The 13,914-nt window shown below is 37.6% G+C and carries 13 protein-coding genes; 6 read left to right on the top strand and 7 right to left on the bottom strand.

What is annotated here, in order from left to right:
* The first annotated feature begins 227 nt into the window (after positions 1–227).
* The 5 genes from BC008_RS17335 to BC008_RS17315 all read left to right on the top strand — a co-directional run bounded on the left by BC008_RS17335 (position 228) and on the right by BC008_RS17315 (position 7,601).
* Positions 228–1,955: a ribulose bisphosphate carboxylase small subunit gene (locus BC008_RS17335; protein ID WP_027843910.1), complete on the top strand. Its 1,728-nt coding sequence runs from the start codon at positions 228–230 to the stop codon at positions 1,953–1,955.
* 477 nt (positions 1,956–2,432) lie between these two features.
* Entirely contained in the window at positions 2,433–3,185 is a 753-nt protein-coding gene (locus tag BC008_RS17330) for an LbetaH domain-containing protein (RefSeq protein ID WP_027843911.1), read from the top strand.
* A gap of 64 nt (positions 3,186–3,249) precedes the next feature.
* Positions 3,250–4,014: a BMC domain-containing protein gene (locus BC008_RS17325; protein ID WP_027843912.1), complete on the top strand. Its 765-nt coding sequence runs from the start codon at positions 3,250–3,252 to the stop codon at positions 4,012–4,014.
* 446 nt (positions 4,015–4,460) lie between these two features.
* A complete protein-coding gene (locus BC008_RS17320; RefSeq protein WP_027843913.1) occupies positions 4,461–5,378 on the top strand; it encodes a LysR family transcriptional regulator in 918 nt (305 codons plus the stop codon).
* A 567-nt stretch (positions 5,379–5,945) separates the two neighbouring features.
* Positions 5,946–7,601 (top strand): mucoidy inhibitor MuiA family protein, encoded by a 1,656-nt coding sequence (locus tag BC008_RS17315; RefSeq protein ID WP_153009608.1) that lies wholly within the window; start codon positions 5,946–5,948, stop codon positions 7,599–7,601.
* Positions 7,602–7,674: 73 nt separating this feature from the next.
* On the opposite strand, the gene BC008_RS17310 is transcribed toward BC008_RS17315, so the two are convergent.
* The 7 genes from BC008_RS17310 to BC008_RS17285 form a co-directional block, all read right to left on the bottom strand.
* The gene (locus BC008_RS17310; RefSeq protein ID WP_027843915.1) at positions 7,675–8,613 is read right to left on the bottom strand and encodes a hypothetical protein; all 939 of its coding nucleotides are present in this window, start codon (positions 8,611–8,613) and stop codon (positions 7,675–7,677) included.
* A gap of 3 nt (positions 8,614–8,616) precedes the next feature.
* Positions 8,617–9,741 carry a DUF3696 domain-containing protein gene (locus BC008_RS17305; protein ID WP_027843916.1) on the bottom strand — a complete coding sequence of 375 codons (1,125 nt, stop codon included), beginning with the start codon at positions 9,739–9,741 and terminating at the stop codon, positions 8,617–8,619.
* A complete protein-coding gene (locus BC008_RS17300; protein ID WP_027843917.1) occupies positions 9,738–10,865 on the bottom strand; it encodes a DUF262 domain-containing protein in 1,128 nt (375 codons plus the stop codon). The genes BC008_RS17305 and BC008_RS17300 overlap by 4 nt, the downstream gene beginning before the upstream one ends.
* 180 nt (positions 10,866–11,045) lie before the next feature.
* Positions 11,046–11,978: a methylenetetrahydrofolate reductase gene (locus tag BC008_RS17295; RefSeq protein ID WP_027843918.1), complete on the bottom strand. Its 933-nt coding sequence runs from the start codon at positions 11,976–11,978 to the stop codon at positions 11,046–11,048.
* A 69-nt stretch (positions 11,979–12,047) separates the two neighbouring features.
* Positions 12,048–13,058: a tryptophan--tRNA ligase gene (gene trpS, locus BC008_RS17290; protein WP_027843919.1), complete on the bottom strand. Its 1,011-nt coding sequence runs from the start codon at positions 13,056–13,058 to the stop codon at positions 12,048–12,050.
* A gap of 94 nt (positions 13,059–13,152) precedes the next feature.
* On the bottom strand, positions 13,153–13,482 hold the full coding sequence (locus tag BC008_RS50555) for a hypothetical protein (protein WP_201026140.1): 330 nt from the start codon (positions 13,480–13,482) through the stop codon (positions 13,153–13,155).
* On the bottom strand, positions 13,439–13,711 hold the full coding sequence (locus BC008_RS17285) for a hypothetical protein (protein ID WP_058183720.1): 273 nt from the start codon (positions 13,709–13,711) through the stop codon (positions 13,439–13,441). Before BC008_RS17285 ends, BC008_RS50555 begins: the two co-directional genes overlap by 44 nt.
* Here BC008_RS17285 and BC008_RS50550 point away from each other — a divergent pair.
* On the top strand, positions 13,710–13,853 hold the full coding sequence (locus tag BC008_RS50550; protein ID WP_201026139.1) for a hypothetical protein: 144 nt from the start codon (positions 13,710–13,712) through the stop codon (positions 13,851–13,853). The genes BC008_RS17285 and BC008_RS50550 overlap by 2 nt on opposite strands.
* Positions 13,854–13,914: the final 61 nt, after the last annotated feature.

Here is a 13,914-nt window from a genome sequence, read left to right as displayed (position 1 = left end):
TTATCTGGAAGTTGTTATCGGAGTAATCGTGTTAGCCGTTCAGTTAACTTCCTCGCTAAGACAGCTTTGTTTGCTTGATTTATTTGCCGGAATAATTAGTTTTCTCGTTGATTTTGTCTCAATTTTATTTGTCTTGGTTTAAATCATCAGCGATCGCAATTTACGTTAATAGGTTCGATTACTGATAGCTGGACGGCTGATAGCTGTATATGAGGAGGAATAATTCGATGGTAGTCCGCAGTAAGGCGGCTCCCCCCACAACCTGGTCGAGGGATTTAGCTGAACCACAGATTCACGAAAGCGCTTTCGTACATTCTTTTTCCAACATTATTGGAGATGTTCGGATTAGTCCGAATGTAATTGTAGCTCCAGGCACTTCCATTAGAGCAGATGAAGGTACGCCTTTTTATATTGGTGAAAATACTAATATTCAAGATGGTGTAGTGATACATGGATTAGAACAGGGAAGGGTTATTGGTGACGACCAACAAGAATATTCAATCTGGATTGGTAAAGATGCCTGCATTACCCATATGGCTCTGATTCATGGTCCATGTTATATCGGCGATGATGCTTTTATTGGTTTTCGCTCTACTGTTTTCAATGCCAAAGTAGGTGCTGGCTGCATCGTAATGATGCATGCTTTAATACAAGATGTGGAAATTCCTCCAGGTAAATACGTAGCTTCAGGAGCAGTAATTACAACTCAACAACAAGCTGATCGATTACCAGATGTACAGGGAGAAGACAAGGAATTTGCCCATCATGTAGTGGGAATAAATCAGGAACTGCGGGCTGGTTATCTGTGTATTGAAGATAACAAATGTATTACTAATTTCCGCAGTCAGATAGAAAAATCTTATACAAACGATCGAGTTGAAACATTAGAAGTTGAAAGGTCACAAAGGAGTCAGGAAGTGTTTAATAATAGCCTAGGTAGTGAAACAGTAGAGCAGGTACGCTACTTATTAAACCAAGGGTACAAAATCGGTACAGAACATGTAGACCAAAGACGTTTTCGTACTGGTTCTTGGCATAGTTGTCAGCCCATTGAAGCTAGATCCCTCAACGAGGCGATCGCAGCTTTAGAAAACTGTATGGTAGAGCATAGTGGAGAATATGTCCGCTTATTTGGTATTGACCAAAAAGACAGACGTCGCATATTAGAAACAATTATTCAACGTCCTAACGGTAATCCAACCCCATCGACAACAAGTTCCTATAAAGCACCTACTAATTCCTACAGCACACCAGCAGCTGGTTATAGCAACGGCTATAGCAGCACCAGCACTAGTAATAGCAGTAACGGAACTGGTAATGGCGCGCTTAGTAGCGAAACTTTAGAGCAAATCCGCCAATTACTATCTAGTGGTTACCGGATTGGAACAGAACATGTAGACCAAAGACGTTTTCGTACCGGTTCTTGGCAAAGTTGTCGACCAATTGAAACGACTTCTACCAACGAAGTAATTGCGGAATTGGTTGATTGCATGCAAAATCACCAAGGCGAATATGTTCGTTTAATTGGTATCGATCCCAAAGCTAGGCGTCGTGTACTGGAAACAATTATTCAAAGACCTAATGGTGCAGTTGCGACATCTTCTTCTAGTAATGGTCATTATTCCTCCAGTAGTTCGAGTTCATTCAGTACAGCCTCCGCGAGTGCTGTAGCAGCAAAAGCTGCTGTTCCCACTAAATTAAGCTCAGAAATAATATCTCAAATACAACAGTTGCTAGCTGCCGGTTATAAAATTAGTGCCGAACACGTAGATAAACGGCGTTTCCGTACGGGTTCTTGGCAAAGTTGCGGGTACATAGAATCCACATCCGAACGGCAAATTATAGTGGAATTAGAATCTTATATGGCTTTGTATGACGGTGAATACCTGCGTTTGGTTGGTATCGATCCAAAAGCCAAGCGTCGAGTATTAGAAACTATCATTCAGCGTCCATAATCAGCAAAATTGAGATTTAGGGAGTAGAAAAATTAACGAATAGGAAAATAACAACTTCAAAGGAATTTTTACTCAATAGATTTGGCTATTATCTCGGTTGTTAATGGCTAAGTATCTTAGCTAAATACTTGACAGTAGAAAGCTTCGCTTTGAAAGCTTGCAAAATCAAAGAGAATATTTTCCGAGAAGGACTATTTATTAGGAAAAATTATTTGTCAAGAATAACTCTTTCCCAAAGAACTATTTCTCGATTGGAATAATCTCTGAAGAGTAATAATTTTTCCAATCATTCTCTTAATCTGATTGGTAAGTAAATATTTCTACTCTCTGATTCCTCAAAGATCTCATAAGGGTAAGTTTTGAGTTTTGACAATTTAGTTAAATAAATTTGTGAAATAAATAAAACCTACGCCTGCGAGTTTTATCCCCCAAACATCTGCTTGTATAATTTTTGGCTCTAATAAGGTTAATATTCCTATGTCCGTGCCGCCACTGCGTTTAGGCAATCAATTTGACATACATATCAGTGGCGAAGTTAGCATTCACCAAACTGCAGTTATTGCCCCAGGGGTAATACTTCAAGCAGCTCCAAATAGCAAAATAATTATTGCAGCAGGAGTTTGTATTGGTATGGGATCAATTCTTCAAGCTGCCCGGGGAATGATTGTAATTGGAGCGGGAGCAAATCTAGGTGCTGGATTTCTGATGGTTGGTGCAGGTACAATTGGAGAAAATGCTTGTGTCGGAGCAGCTTCAACAGTTTTCAATTCTTCTGTTGCACCTGGAGAAATAGTTGCACCTGGTTCAATTCTAGGAGTACCAAATCCCATCAAAGAAATACCTTCTCCGGAGGTAAATAGCAATACACAACAGCTAAACTCAACTACAAATCCTGAATCTGTAAGTTCTCCCTCGGGGAATACAGAATCAATGAATGGAAGAGTTAATACGAAAAATCCTGGCGAAAATTTATCCTCCCAATTCCCAGAAACATCTCAGCAAAAAGAGCTAAAGACTCCATCCCCTGAGGAAAATCAGTTAGGAGGTAACGAGCCCGATAAAACTGAGCAATCCTCCTCTAGTTCCCAATCCAATGCACCAGCCACTGAATCACCAAGTAATTTCGGCGCTCATATCTATGGACAAACCAACATCAACCGCTTATTAATCACTTTATTTCCTCACAGACAACCATTAAATCAACCGGAGTCTGAAGATTCGCCAGAATAAATGTTAATTGTGTTAATTGTAAATTGGTAGTTGTATTTGCGATTAACAGTCCCGGAGAAATTTCATGGAGACACACAACAAGTCGTCTCACAGGCAAACCTTATTTATGGATAGTGCCTTGGGATTAGTCTCTACCCGTAGCTTTCCTGCCATTGTAGGGACTGCGGATATGATGCTTAAATCAGCTGGAGTTCACCTAGTTGGATATGAAAAAATTGGTGGCGGACATTGTACAGCCATTATTCGTGGTGGTGTAGCTGATGTTCGTCTTGCTATAGAAGCAGGAGAGGATACCGCCAAGCAATTCGGTCAGTATGTTTCCAGCTTGGTAATCCCTCGACCTTATCCAAATTTAGACGTTGTTTTACCAATTACAGGTCGCCTCAGTCAAATTATTCAAGAAAATAGTTACTCTCGCTTAAGTAATTTAGCAGTTGGTTTAGTAGAAACAAAAGGTTTTCCTGCAGTAGTAGGAGCCGCCGATGCAATGCTTAAAGCCGCTGATGTCCAATTAGCCGCATATGAAAAAATTGGAGCGGGTCTTTGTACGGCGATTATCCGTGGTTCTGTAGCAAATGTCGCTGTTGCAGTGGAAGCTGGAATGTACGAAGCCGAAAGAATTGGTGAATTGAATGCAATTATGGTCATTCCCAGACCTCTGGATGAGTTAGAAAAGACTTTACCCGTTGCTAATTGTTGGATTGAAGAACGTCAACCATTAAACCTACCAATAAATATCAAAGAACCTATTGCTGAGGCGGAATTAGTTGAATTGCCAGATTTGAGTCAAGTACCTGAAACAATTAAAGAAACAATTATAGAAGAATAACTAGAGAATTTGGGAGTCAGAATTCACGAGTTGTGGAGATGTAACATTCTACGTCTGTACGGGAGTCATAATGCTAAGTCAATTTTGACTTTTAACCTTTGACTTGCGCTTACCAACATAAATGAAAACCATCCATTAAAAAAGAAAAAAAAAACGTTGTAGCCAACCTAGTGGGAGAAGGTTAATACAACGTTTTTATTAATATCCCCCGAAACACACCATGTTAAGTGATGTGTAACTTTGGCTGGAAGGCATCTTACGCTTTGCTTGCTAATTTGATAATAGCTCCTTAGAACCATAAAGGGAATACCGTTATAATGATAAGTAGCATAGATAAAAATCTATGATCCAACCCCCATGTTCTCGTCTCCTCGCAGATGCAGCATATGTAGGGGTGTAGTGATACTAGAACAATAAATTCAATTACTTTTGCAGGAGAGTTTAACTTGAACCAAGTAACACTACATCAGTTAAGAGTGTTCGAAGCCGCAGCACGACATGCAAGTTTTACTCGTGCAGCAGAAGAACTTTTTCTTACCCAACCTACTGTTTCAATGCAAATCAAGCAATTAACCAAAGCAGTAGGACTACCATTGTTTGAACAGGTTGGTAAGCGTTTGTTCCTGACAGAAGCAGGGAGAGAATTATTTTCTACTTGCTTGTCAGTATTTGATACTTTGGCTCAGTTCGACATGAAAGTAGCCGATCTCAAGGGTTTAAAACAGGGACAATTACGTCTATCAGCGATTACCACCGCCAAATATTTTGTTCCCCGTTTGTTGGGTCCATTTTGCCAACTATATCCGGGAATTGATATTTCACTTCAAGTTACAAATCATGAAGGTATTCTCGAACGGATGGGTAATAACCAAGATGATTTGTATATCATGACAAGAGTTCCTGAAAATATTGATGTTAGCTATCAACCATTTTTAGAAAATCCTTTAGTGGTTTTAGCACCTAAAAATCATCCCCTCGCAAAGGAGAAAAATATTCCCATTCAACGCCTGAGTGAGGAAGCATTTATTATGCGAGAACCAGGTTCAGGAACGCGCAAAGCGGTACAAAGTCTACTGAAAGAACATGACGTAAAAGTCAAAGTTAAGTTAGAACTAGGTAGTAACGAAGCAATTAAGCAAGCAATTGCTGGCGGTTTAGGAATTTCAGTTTTATCCCGTCACACATTGATTCCATACAAAGGTGATATAGCCATTTTAGATGTGGAATATTTTCCCATCCAGGGTCACTGGTACGTTGTTCATCCATCAGGTAAACAACTATCTATAGTTGCTAAGACTTATTGTGAATATCTCTTAGATGCAGTTAAGCAGATTAGAGATGAAAGTGTAACTATTCCTGCTTAATTTTTCCAAAACGCAGTAAAAAGATTCTCGAAAATATCAACTTGATTTTGTGAAATTACCAGAGAAAACAATGTTCCCCCCTGAAACCACCATATGCTGTTCCCATAAAAAGTTCAGGAGTAATTAGCAGATGATTCGGTTTTTGGAATTCAGCAGATAGTTCTAGTTAGACAAATATCTACTTACTGTCTTCTGAATTCTAAATTCTGAATTCTATATTCTATAATTCTGAGCTTTATATTCTGAATTTTTAATTCTATATTTTAAATTTTATATATTAAACTTTATATATTAAATTATAAGCCTTACATTCTAAACTCTAATTTATAAAATCTCTATTTGCCAACATAAACTCTATACTTAAATTTGATACATATTATCAACTTTTCAATCAAAATACTAAAAAATATTAATTATCTATACTAAAAATAAAACTAAGAAAAATTAAATATTCATACATTTTCCTGAGAATTAATTATTAAAAATTCATGATCGGTGAAAGATTGACTTTAGAAGTTCTCAATACTAAAAATAAAAAAAAGAAAATAATTAAAAATAAAGAGGAAAATGGTGGTGATAGAATCAGACTTAGAAATTGATAGACAAACTCTAGAAAGCCGGATTATTGCAGTCACTGTCTATAAAAAACAAGCTTTAGTAACCCGCACAGCAAAGGCAGAGTTAACCGGAGAGGAAAGTGTTTTAATAATTAATCAATTGCCAGTAACTCTCAAACCTGAATCAGTACGTGTCAAAGGAAGTGGTAAAATACCAGTACGTCTACTCACGGTAAATACTGAAAAAAACTATTCAACAGAATCGATAATTGAACGACAAACACAGATCGAAAGACAAATAAAACATTTAGAAGCTCAAAAACGTAATTTACAAGCACAAGTAGATGCTTTAAGCTTGCAATCTAAATTTATTGAGGGTTTACGGGAGAAAGCTGAAGAACAATTTTCTGTGAGTCTGGCACGGAAAAATATGAGTCTGAGTGAAACTTTGGACTTAGTCAATTTTTTAGGAAGTCAATATAGCGAATATGCTATTGCAACAGGGGAATACAAGAGTCAGCAAAAAGAAATAGATAAACAAATTGAAGCACTAAAACTACAGTTGCAATCTCTACAAACGCCAAATTCAACTAGCGATTTCAGTTTGTTTATTGCAATAGAACCAGCAGGAAGTGGTGAATTCGAGCTAGAAATTTCTTATGTAGTCACGGGTGCAACTTGGACTCCCCTCTATGATTTAAGAGTTGATAGTGTAAGCCACAGTGTTTACTTGAGTTATTTGGCTGAAATCTCTCAAAATAGTGGTGAAGACTGGAATAATGTTGCCTTAACACTTTCTACAGCTAAACCGGGTTTGGGTACCCTACCACCACAATTAAAGCCTTGGTATATTGATAAACCTGCTGTACCGGTTGCTGTTCAACAGAAACGAAGATCCCTTTCACGTTCCTACTCAATGAATCCTGATGATTATGAGGAATCTTCAGAAGAAATTGCTTTTTCATTAGAAATGGCTGAAGAAGAAACAAATAATGAAAGTGAAGCTTTAATTGGAGCAGAAAGTCTTAATGGTAAGGTATCTAAGCAAGGGAATGTTGTTACCTTCAAGTTAAAAAATAAAAGTAATATTCTCAGTGATGGTACGCCTCACAAAACAACAATTTTTCATGATGATTACCCTTGCTGTTTTGATTATGTAACAATGCCCCGTTTAGTCAGCTTTGCTTATTTACAAGCAAACGTGAAAAATAGTTTGAATGGTGCGACCTTATTACCTGGGAAAGCCAATATATTTCGTGACGATGTATTTGTCGGAACGACTAAAATCGCAAATACTGTTGCTGGTGAAGAGTTTAAATTAAATTTAGGTATTGATGAAGGGTTAAAAATTGAACGTGAGTTAGTGGAGCGTCAAGTTGATAAAAAACTGATTGGTAATAATCGCAAAATAACTTATACCTACAAGTTAGTAATTACTAATTTATTGCAACATGAAGCTAATTTAAAGTTATTTGAGCAACTACCGGTTAGTCGCAACGAGCAAATCAAAGTTCGTCTCAGTCGTACTAGTCCCCAGATTAATCCAAGTGAAATGGGAATTTTGAGTTGGGATTTAATAATTCCATTTGAAGGTAAGCAAGATATATTTTATCAGTTTACGGTGGAGCATCCACCCCATTTTACCGTTGTTGGTTTGGACATTTAGATATTCTTTTGCCTTAGATCAACTTATTTTATCAGCAAAATTGAAAATTGTTTAAATTAATTTAAAAACTGATTTATTGAATTTTAGGACCAATGTAACCAATAATTATTTTTCCTGGTCCTAATTCCGTGCAAAAATGAAGCCTCCATGCTCCTGGTGTCATGCGTGCATGTAAACTAAATACACGTTTTTTGCCATCAGAACATTCAAAAGTAAGTTTATCCTTGAATTGGTTAAGTCTTGATTCGCTTTCAGGAGTTACCTTACTGGGTAAAGCATCGGAGTCAAAAGCTCCATTTTTCCAAGTTTTACAATACTCTTCAAGTTCGAGTAAACGTTTTAATACTTGTGTAAGCATTGGTTTGCCAGTATCAAGGGACTGAATTTGCTTACTTACATCATCGCAAAATTCCAAGCTGGGAAATAATTCTTGTCTTCGACTCCAAAGTTGTTCTCCGTTCGTAACTTCTGTACGGATACGATTTTTGATCCAATCAGCATGTACGAGAACATGATTGTGGCAACTAGCATGTACGATTTTGACGGTTTCATCTACGACTTCTTGATTTGCGTCAATTCTTATAATTTCTAAACTTAAATAACAACAATTCCAGCGTTTTTCAGAATTGAAACTGATAGGAAGAGCATCAATAATTAAAGCAAATCCTATTCCTCTTACTAGTTCTCCTTGATGTTTAATGTCTGATAAATCAAATTCATCTTTAAATTCTTCAAATACATCAGTCCAAAAAGGAGCTTTGGTTACCAGAGTTTTGAAAAATCGACTTTCTTCTCTATCTACTTTTGGATCATTACGCCACTGAGAAATGCGATAATTAGGTGCAAGCTCCAAAGAGTGTATCTCATCGGAAGTGCGGAGTACTCGATTTGCACCATTAGCTGTTGCTTGACGCAAAGTACCAATCAACTGAGACATTAGTTGTCTTGCTTCGTAACGATCACCTACAGGAGTTTTGAGAGAAAGTTCATTTAAAACCATCTCTAAGTCCATACTCTATTCTCCCGCTGGTTCCAATAAAGCGTCTAAACTTTTATCCCACTCATCAAAAAAACCATCTGGCCATTTATCAATTCTGCCATTTCTATCAATCTGTGGGGATACCACTTCAGTAAAAGTTAGTTCTCTTTGTTGTCGGCGTTGTAGGTAATGCAGCCGTACATCTTCTGGAGCAAGCTTAGCATCATGAACTGCAAGACGAATACCATTCAAAACATGGTCACTATGTGTTTCTATTACCACTTGAATACCGCAACTAGCAGCAAGTGCTAACAATTCTCCCATTTTGGCTTGCCCTTTGGGGTGGAGATGAGCTTCTGGGTTCTCAACCAGGATAAGTGTACCAGGTTCAGATGACAAAATGGCTACAATAATAGGTAATGTATAACTAATTCCAAATCCGACGTTAGTTGCACGATAAGTATTACTATCTCCGTAAGAATATTGCAAATTTATTAAATCTATATCTGTATTTGAGTTAATTGTGATGCGCGTACCGGGACTCACTTCTCTCATCCATCCCTCAACTTGATCTATCAGATCCATTGATTTTGCCCGTGGATACTTGAGATAATTTATAGGAATTGATTGGCGTCCATAAATATTAAGAAAGTGTGCTGTGTATTCTCCCTTTATACCAAGTTGTCTAAGCCGTCTAACTTTATAATCTGACATTTCATTAACTAGGCGAGGACCAATACGTTCTGCTTGCAGATAATGAAATTTTTTCCTGAAAAGATTGGATAGGTAAACTGCATCATCAACTTTTGTTGACGTAAAATCTAAATCTAGAAAATCTGTCTCTTTTTTCTCTAATTCATATTTAAAGCGCCAAATTCCCTTACTTTTATCTTCCCGAGTTAGGTCAAAACCTATGCAATCTTCTTTTGCACTTTCGCAAAAGGCATCTTGAGCATTACCAATACCTACCAAATCACCATTTAACGCTAAACCTATTTCTTGTAATAATTCCTGCTGATAAGACTGACGCAGAAGTAATAATGATTGCATTACGGAAGATTTACCAGTGCTATTTAGACCAGAAAGTAAGGTCAGTGATTTAAACTCGAATACTTGATTTTCAAAAGCTTTGAAATTTATCAACCGTAACAGATGAATCATAATAATACTTCCTGAATTATTTTTTCAATCGTGCTAAATCTATACTCGACTTTATTCGCAGCCTGAGAAATAGATGCAAGAAATTCTTTATCATTATCTGATTTACTAATAAATTTACGTATCAATTCTTTTTTGTGAATCTTTAATGTTTCAATTTTTTGCTCATTAAGTTCACTAAGATTTACTGACCAGGCTTCAAATAATGCTTTATTTAGTGGGAATTTTCTTTTATTGCTAGACTGCTTACGAAATGCATTATCACCAAAAATATCGAATGCTGCAATCATTGCTTTTTTAAAATCATTTTCAATATTATTGAGTTCTATTTCAGATAATTGATTTGCTTTGACTAACCCTTGATTCAGAAATGTATCCCGATCGCCATCTTGATGTTTTTTGTAAGAAGTTAGCTTAAAAGCTAGAAAACCAAGAATAAATTCTCGATCGTCCATTCTTTTTTTACGAGATTCACCAAGTTTAACAACACGTGTAAATTCTCTACATTTTGTAAGTTTTTCTAAGAATTTAGTCGCTTGACCGGGATTTAAAGCATGACGTAATTCTTGATTAGAAAGAGGTATTCCCCCCGTATTAATACGTTTGAAAATATTATATTTAACTTCAACAGGAGTACCTTTTGCTATCAGATAAACTGTAACCTGAGTTTCTTCTATACGTCGCTGATATCTACGCTCTAATTCATCATAGGTTTTTCCTTCTAACTCAATCAGGTATTCTAGTCCAGTCAATTTAAGAGTTCGATCACTAACAAATTGCTTCAGAGTAGATAATCTTTGCAAACCATCTACAACTAACCATTCTTCTTCGTTTGTGCCATCTATATAAAAAGCTGGCAATGGAATTCTAATCAGAATAGATTCAATTAAACGACTTTTAGCTTCTGTATCCCATATACCTGCTTGCCGTTGAAAATCAGGTGCTAAATTGAGAGCTTCTTCATCAATTCGCCTTAATAATAGATCGATAGTTGGTTCTTTGGTTACAATATTTATTTGTTCTGGATCGTAGTTAAAAGTCCTTTTTTCATATTCTTCTTCATTTTCTTCATCTAAAGATTCTTCATCCAAATATTCGAGATGAATTTGTTTATTTAACTCTGTCACCACATAAACTCCTTACTATTAACACTCATAAAATCTTTGGCGGATAAATTAATTATCGAGAGATAGCATACTTCGATGGTACAGTTTCCCAAACACTTAAAGACGCGAATTTGCGTCACTCTGATAAGAGCCAGCAAAAACGCGTCTCTAGTTTAAGTTTTTTCTGTATTTACCTGTATTTTAAGCCGCTACAATTTCATTATTAACAGGCTTAACCCCAGCCATATCTAAAATTGGGGAAATCAAATCTTCCCGCTTCACCGCCATCATATGTACTCCTTGACATAATTGACGTGCAATAACCACTTGTTCTGCAGCGATTTTCATCCCTTCTTCTAAAGGTTCTTTAGCTCTTTCCAAGCGATCAATGATATGTTCGGGAATATTGACTCCCGGAACAGCACGATTAATAAATCGGGCATTTTTTGCTGATTTAAGCAGAAAAATTCCAGCCAAAATCGGTTTGTTTGAACCTGCGGCTATTTGGGTCATAAATTTATCCAGTCGCTCGAAGTCCGTAATTAGCTGACTTTGGAAAAATTGTGCACCGGATTTCAATTTACGTTCAAATCGACTTTGTAAACCAGACCAACTACGACATTGTGGATCTACTGCTGCACCTGCAAATAAATCTGTAGCACCATCGGGTAAAGGTTTTTCGTTATAATCTATACCTTTGTTAAGTTTGCCGATAATTTGCAGTAAGCGGGTAGATTCTACATCAAATACACCTTTAGCATCGGGATGATCGCCTACTTTCACCGGATCGCCCGTTAAAGCCAAGATGTTACGAATACCTAAAGCATGAGCGCCCATCAAATCAGCTTGCAAACCAATTTTATTGCGATCGCGGCATGCAACTTGACAAATTGGTTCAATTCCATGTTGTAGTAAGATAACGGATGCAGTTAACGAAGACATCCGCATCACAGCACGACTACCATCGGTAATGTTGACAGCATGAACTCTCCCCTTAAGAGTCGCCGCCATATTTATCATGTGTTGTGGGTTACCTCCTTTTGGTGGAGCGACCTCCGCAGTCACCAGAAATTCTCCTGCTTCAACTGCTTTACGGAAACAGGTCAGAGGTATTTGGTTATGGGTATTAGGCATAATATAAAAAAAGACTGACATTTCCAGTCTAAAAAATTATGCGGAACAAAAGTTACAAAGGTTTGGAAATTATAAAGGTTTAGAAAAACCTAAAGCAGCTTTGACTTGTGCGAGGGTTTCTTGGGCGACTACCTCTGCTTTTTCTCGTCCTTCTCGTAATACAGACTCCAAATAACTTTTATCATCCATTACCGCCTGATATTTATCTTGGATTGGTTTAAGGGCGTTAATTGTGGTTTCTGTTAACAAAGGTTTAAATTTACCCCAACCCATATCCTGACATTCTGCTGTAACTTCTTGTTTTGTTTTGCCAGCAAGCAGCATATACAATGTCAGCAAATTGTTACATTCAGGACGTTCTGGATTATCAAATTCCAAACCCCGCACTGGATCTGTTTTACATTTTTTGATTTTCTTTGTGATTTCATCTGGCGGGTCCAGTAAGTTAATTCGACTCAAATCCGACGGGTCGGACTTGGACATTTTCTTGGTTCCGTCTGTTAAACTCATCACTCTCGCCCCTTCTTTACGAATTAAGGGTTCTGGTAATTTCAAGATTGGTTTTTCTGGTGTACCAAATTGGTGATTAATTCTGTTAACTATATCTCGCGTCAACTCTAAATGTTGTTTTTGATCTTCGCCCACAGGTACTTTATCAGCTTGATAAAGTAAAATATCTGCCGCCATCAGTACGGGATAATCTAACAAGCCCACACTGACATTTTCCCCTTGCTTAAGCGCTTTTTCCTTAAACTGAATCATATCTTCGAGCCAGTTAAGGGGTGTAATACAGTTAAATAACCAAGTCAGTTCGCTATGGGCAGAAATATGAGATTGAATAAAAATAGTAGAATGATTTAAATCCAGTCCGCAAGCAAGATATAACGCCGCTAAGGTATAACTGTTATTTGCTAAAGTTTTTGGATCTTGCGGTACGGTAATAGCGTGTAAATCTACGACACAAAAATAGTTATCGTACTGGTCTTGAATTTCTACCCAGTTACGAATTGCTCCTAAATAATTACCTAAGTGTAAATTACCGGTTGGTTGGACGCCCGAAAGAACTCTTTGCCTATTCATAAATTTTAGTTTTTGGCCATATTAAATTTACGCTATATGACGGCGCGTTTCAAAATCATTACCTCTGCTCCTGACCTCTGATACTAAATCCGAGTTAATTACGCCTTTTAAGAATGAGAGGGGGAGGTGTGGGAAGTGTGGGAAGTGTGGGAAGTGTGGGAAGTGTGGGGAGTGTGGGAAGTGTGGGAAGTCTAGTGATTAGTGACTCTTGACTCCTGACTTCTGACTTCTGACTCCTGACTTCTGACTCCTGACTTCTGACTCCTGACTTCTGACTCCTGACTTCTGACTCCTGACTTCTGACTCCTGACTTCTGACTCCTGATTTCTGACTCCTGATTTCTGACTCCTGACTCCTGACTTCTGACTCCTGACTTTTTTTCAACGACGTAACTGACGCGTACCCAAACCAGCAAAAAATGCACCCAAAATAGTTCCAGTCCAGATCCCCGATGTACTTCCTTGCCAACCTTTATACATTGATTCTGGTGAAGTTTGGAGATTACACATCATTTTGCCAATTTCCCAAGTTTGATTTCGACACCTTTGGGATGGAAGAGAAGAAGCTATTTGCCAACCAATAAAGCTACCAAATAAACCGCAGGTAATGGCACAAAAGCTACAAATCATCATTCTTTTACGGGAGTTTTTCATGGGGATTGGGGATTGGCGATTTGGGATTGGCGATTTGGGACTGGCGATTTGGGACTGGCGATTTGGGACTTTAAACGGCGGTTTACAACCTTCGGCAGAACTATTTATTTTTCTTCTGAGAATTAAACAGCCCTTCTGCTAGGTTAGGGGAGATAAAAATTTGAAATATTTGTAACTGTAGCTTACATTAGCAAACCAATCGC

The organism is Mastigocoleus testarum BC008 (assembly GCF_001456025.1).
In the GTDB taxonomy this organism is placed as follows: domain Bacteria; phylum Cyanobacteriota; class Cyanobacteriia; order Cyanobacteriales; family Nostocaceae; genus Mastigocoleus; species Mastigocoleus testarum.
This window is presented reverse-complemented; position numbering and strand designations above follow the sequence as displayed.

What these genes read in the sequence shown, in the direction of transcription:
- BC008_RS50550 (WP_201026139.1), top strand. Translation starts at nt 13,710, where the DNA reads ATGGGGATTGGGGATTGGCGATTTGGGATTGGCGATTTGGGACTGGCG.
- BC008_RS17315 (WP_153009608.1), top strand. Translation starts at nt 5,946, where the DNA reads ATGGTGGTGATAGAATCAGACTTAGAAATTGATAGACAAACTCTAGAA.
- BC008_RS17305 (WP_027843916.1), bottom strand. Translation starts at nt 9,741, where the DNA reads ATGATTCATCTGTTACGGTTGATAAATTTCAAAGCTTTTGAAAATCAA.
- BC008_RS17335 (WP_027843910.1), top strand. Translation starts at nt 228, where the DNA reads ATGGTAGTCCGCAGTAAGGCGGCTCCCCCCACAACCTGGTCGAGGGAT.
- BC008_RS17285 (WP_058183720.1), bottom strand. Translation starts at nt 13,711, where the DNA reads ATGAAAAACTCCCGTAAAAGAATGATGATTTGTAGCTTTTGTGCCATT.
- BC008_RS17310 (WP_027843915.1), bottom strand. Translation starts at nt 8,613, where the DNA reads ATGGACTTAGAGATGGTTTTAAATGAACTTTCTCTCAAAACTCCTGTA.
- BC008_RS17330 (WP_027843911.1), top strand. Translation starts at nt 2,433, where the DNA reads ATGTCCGTGCCGCCACTGCGTTTAGGCAATCAATTTGACATACATATC.
- BC008_RS17295 (WP_027843918.1), bottom strand. Translation starts at nt 11,978, where the DNA reads ATGCCTAATACCCATAACCAAATACCTCTGACCTGTTTCCGTAAAGCA.
- BC008_RS17325 (WP_027843912.1), top strand. Translation starts at nt 3,250, where the DNA reads ATGGAGACACACAACAAGTCGTCTCACAGGCAAACCTTATTTATGGAT.
- trpS (WP_027843919.1), bottom strand. Translation starts at nt 13,058, where the DNA reads ATGAATAGGCAAAGAGTTCTTTCGGGCGTCCAACCAACCGGTAATTTA.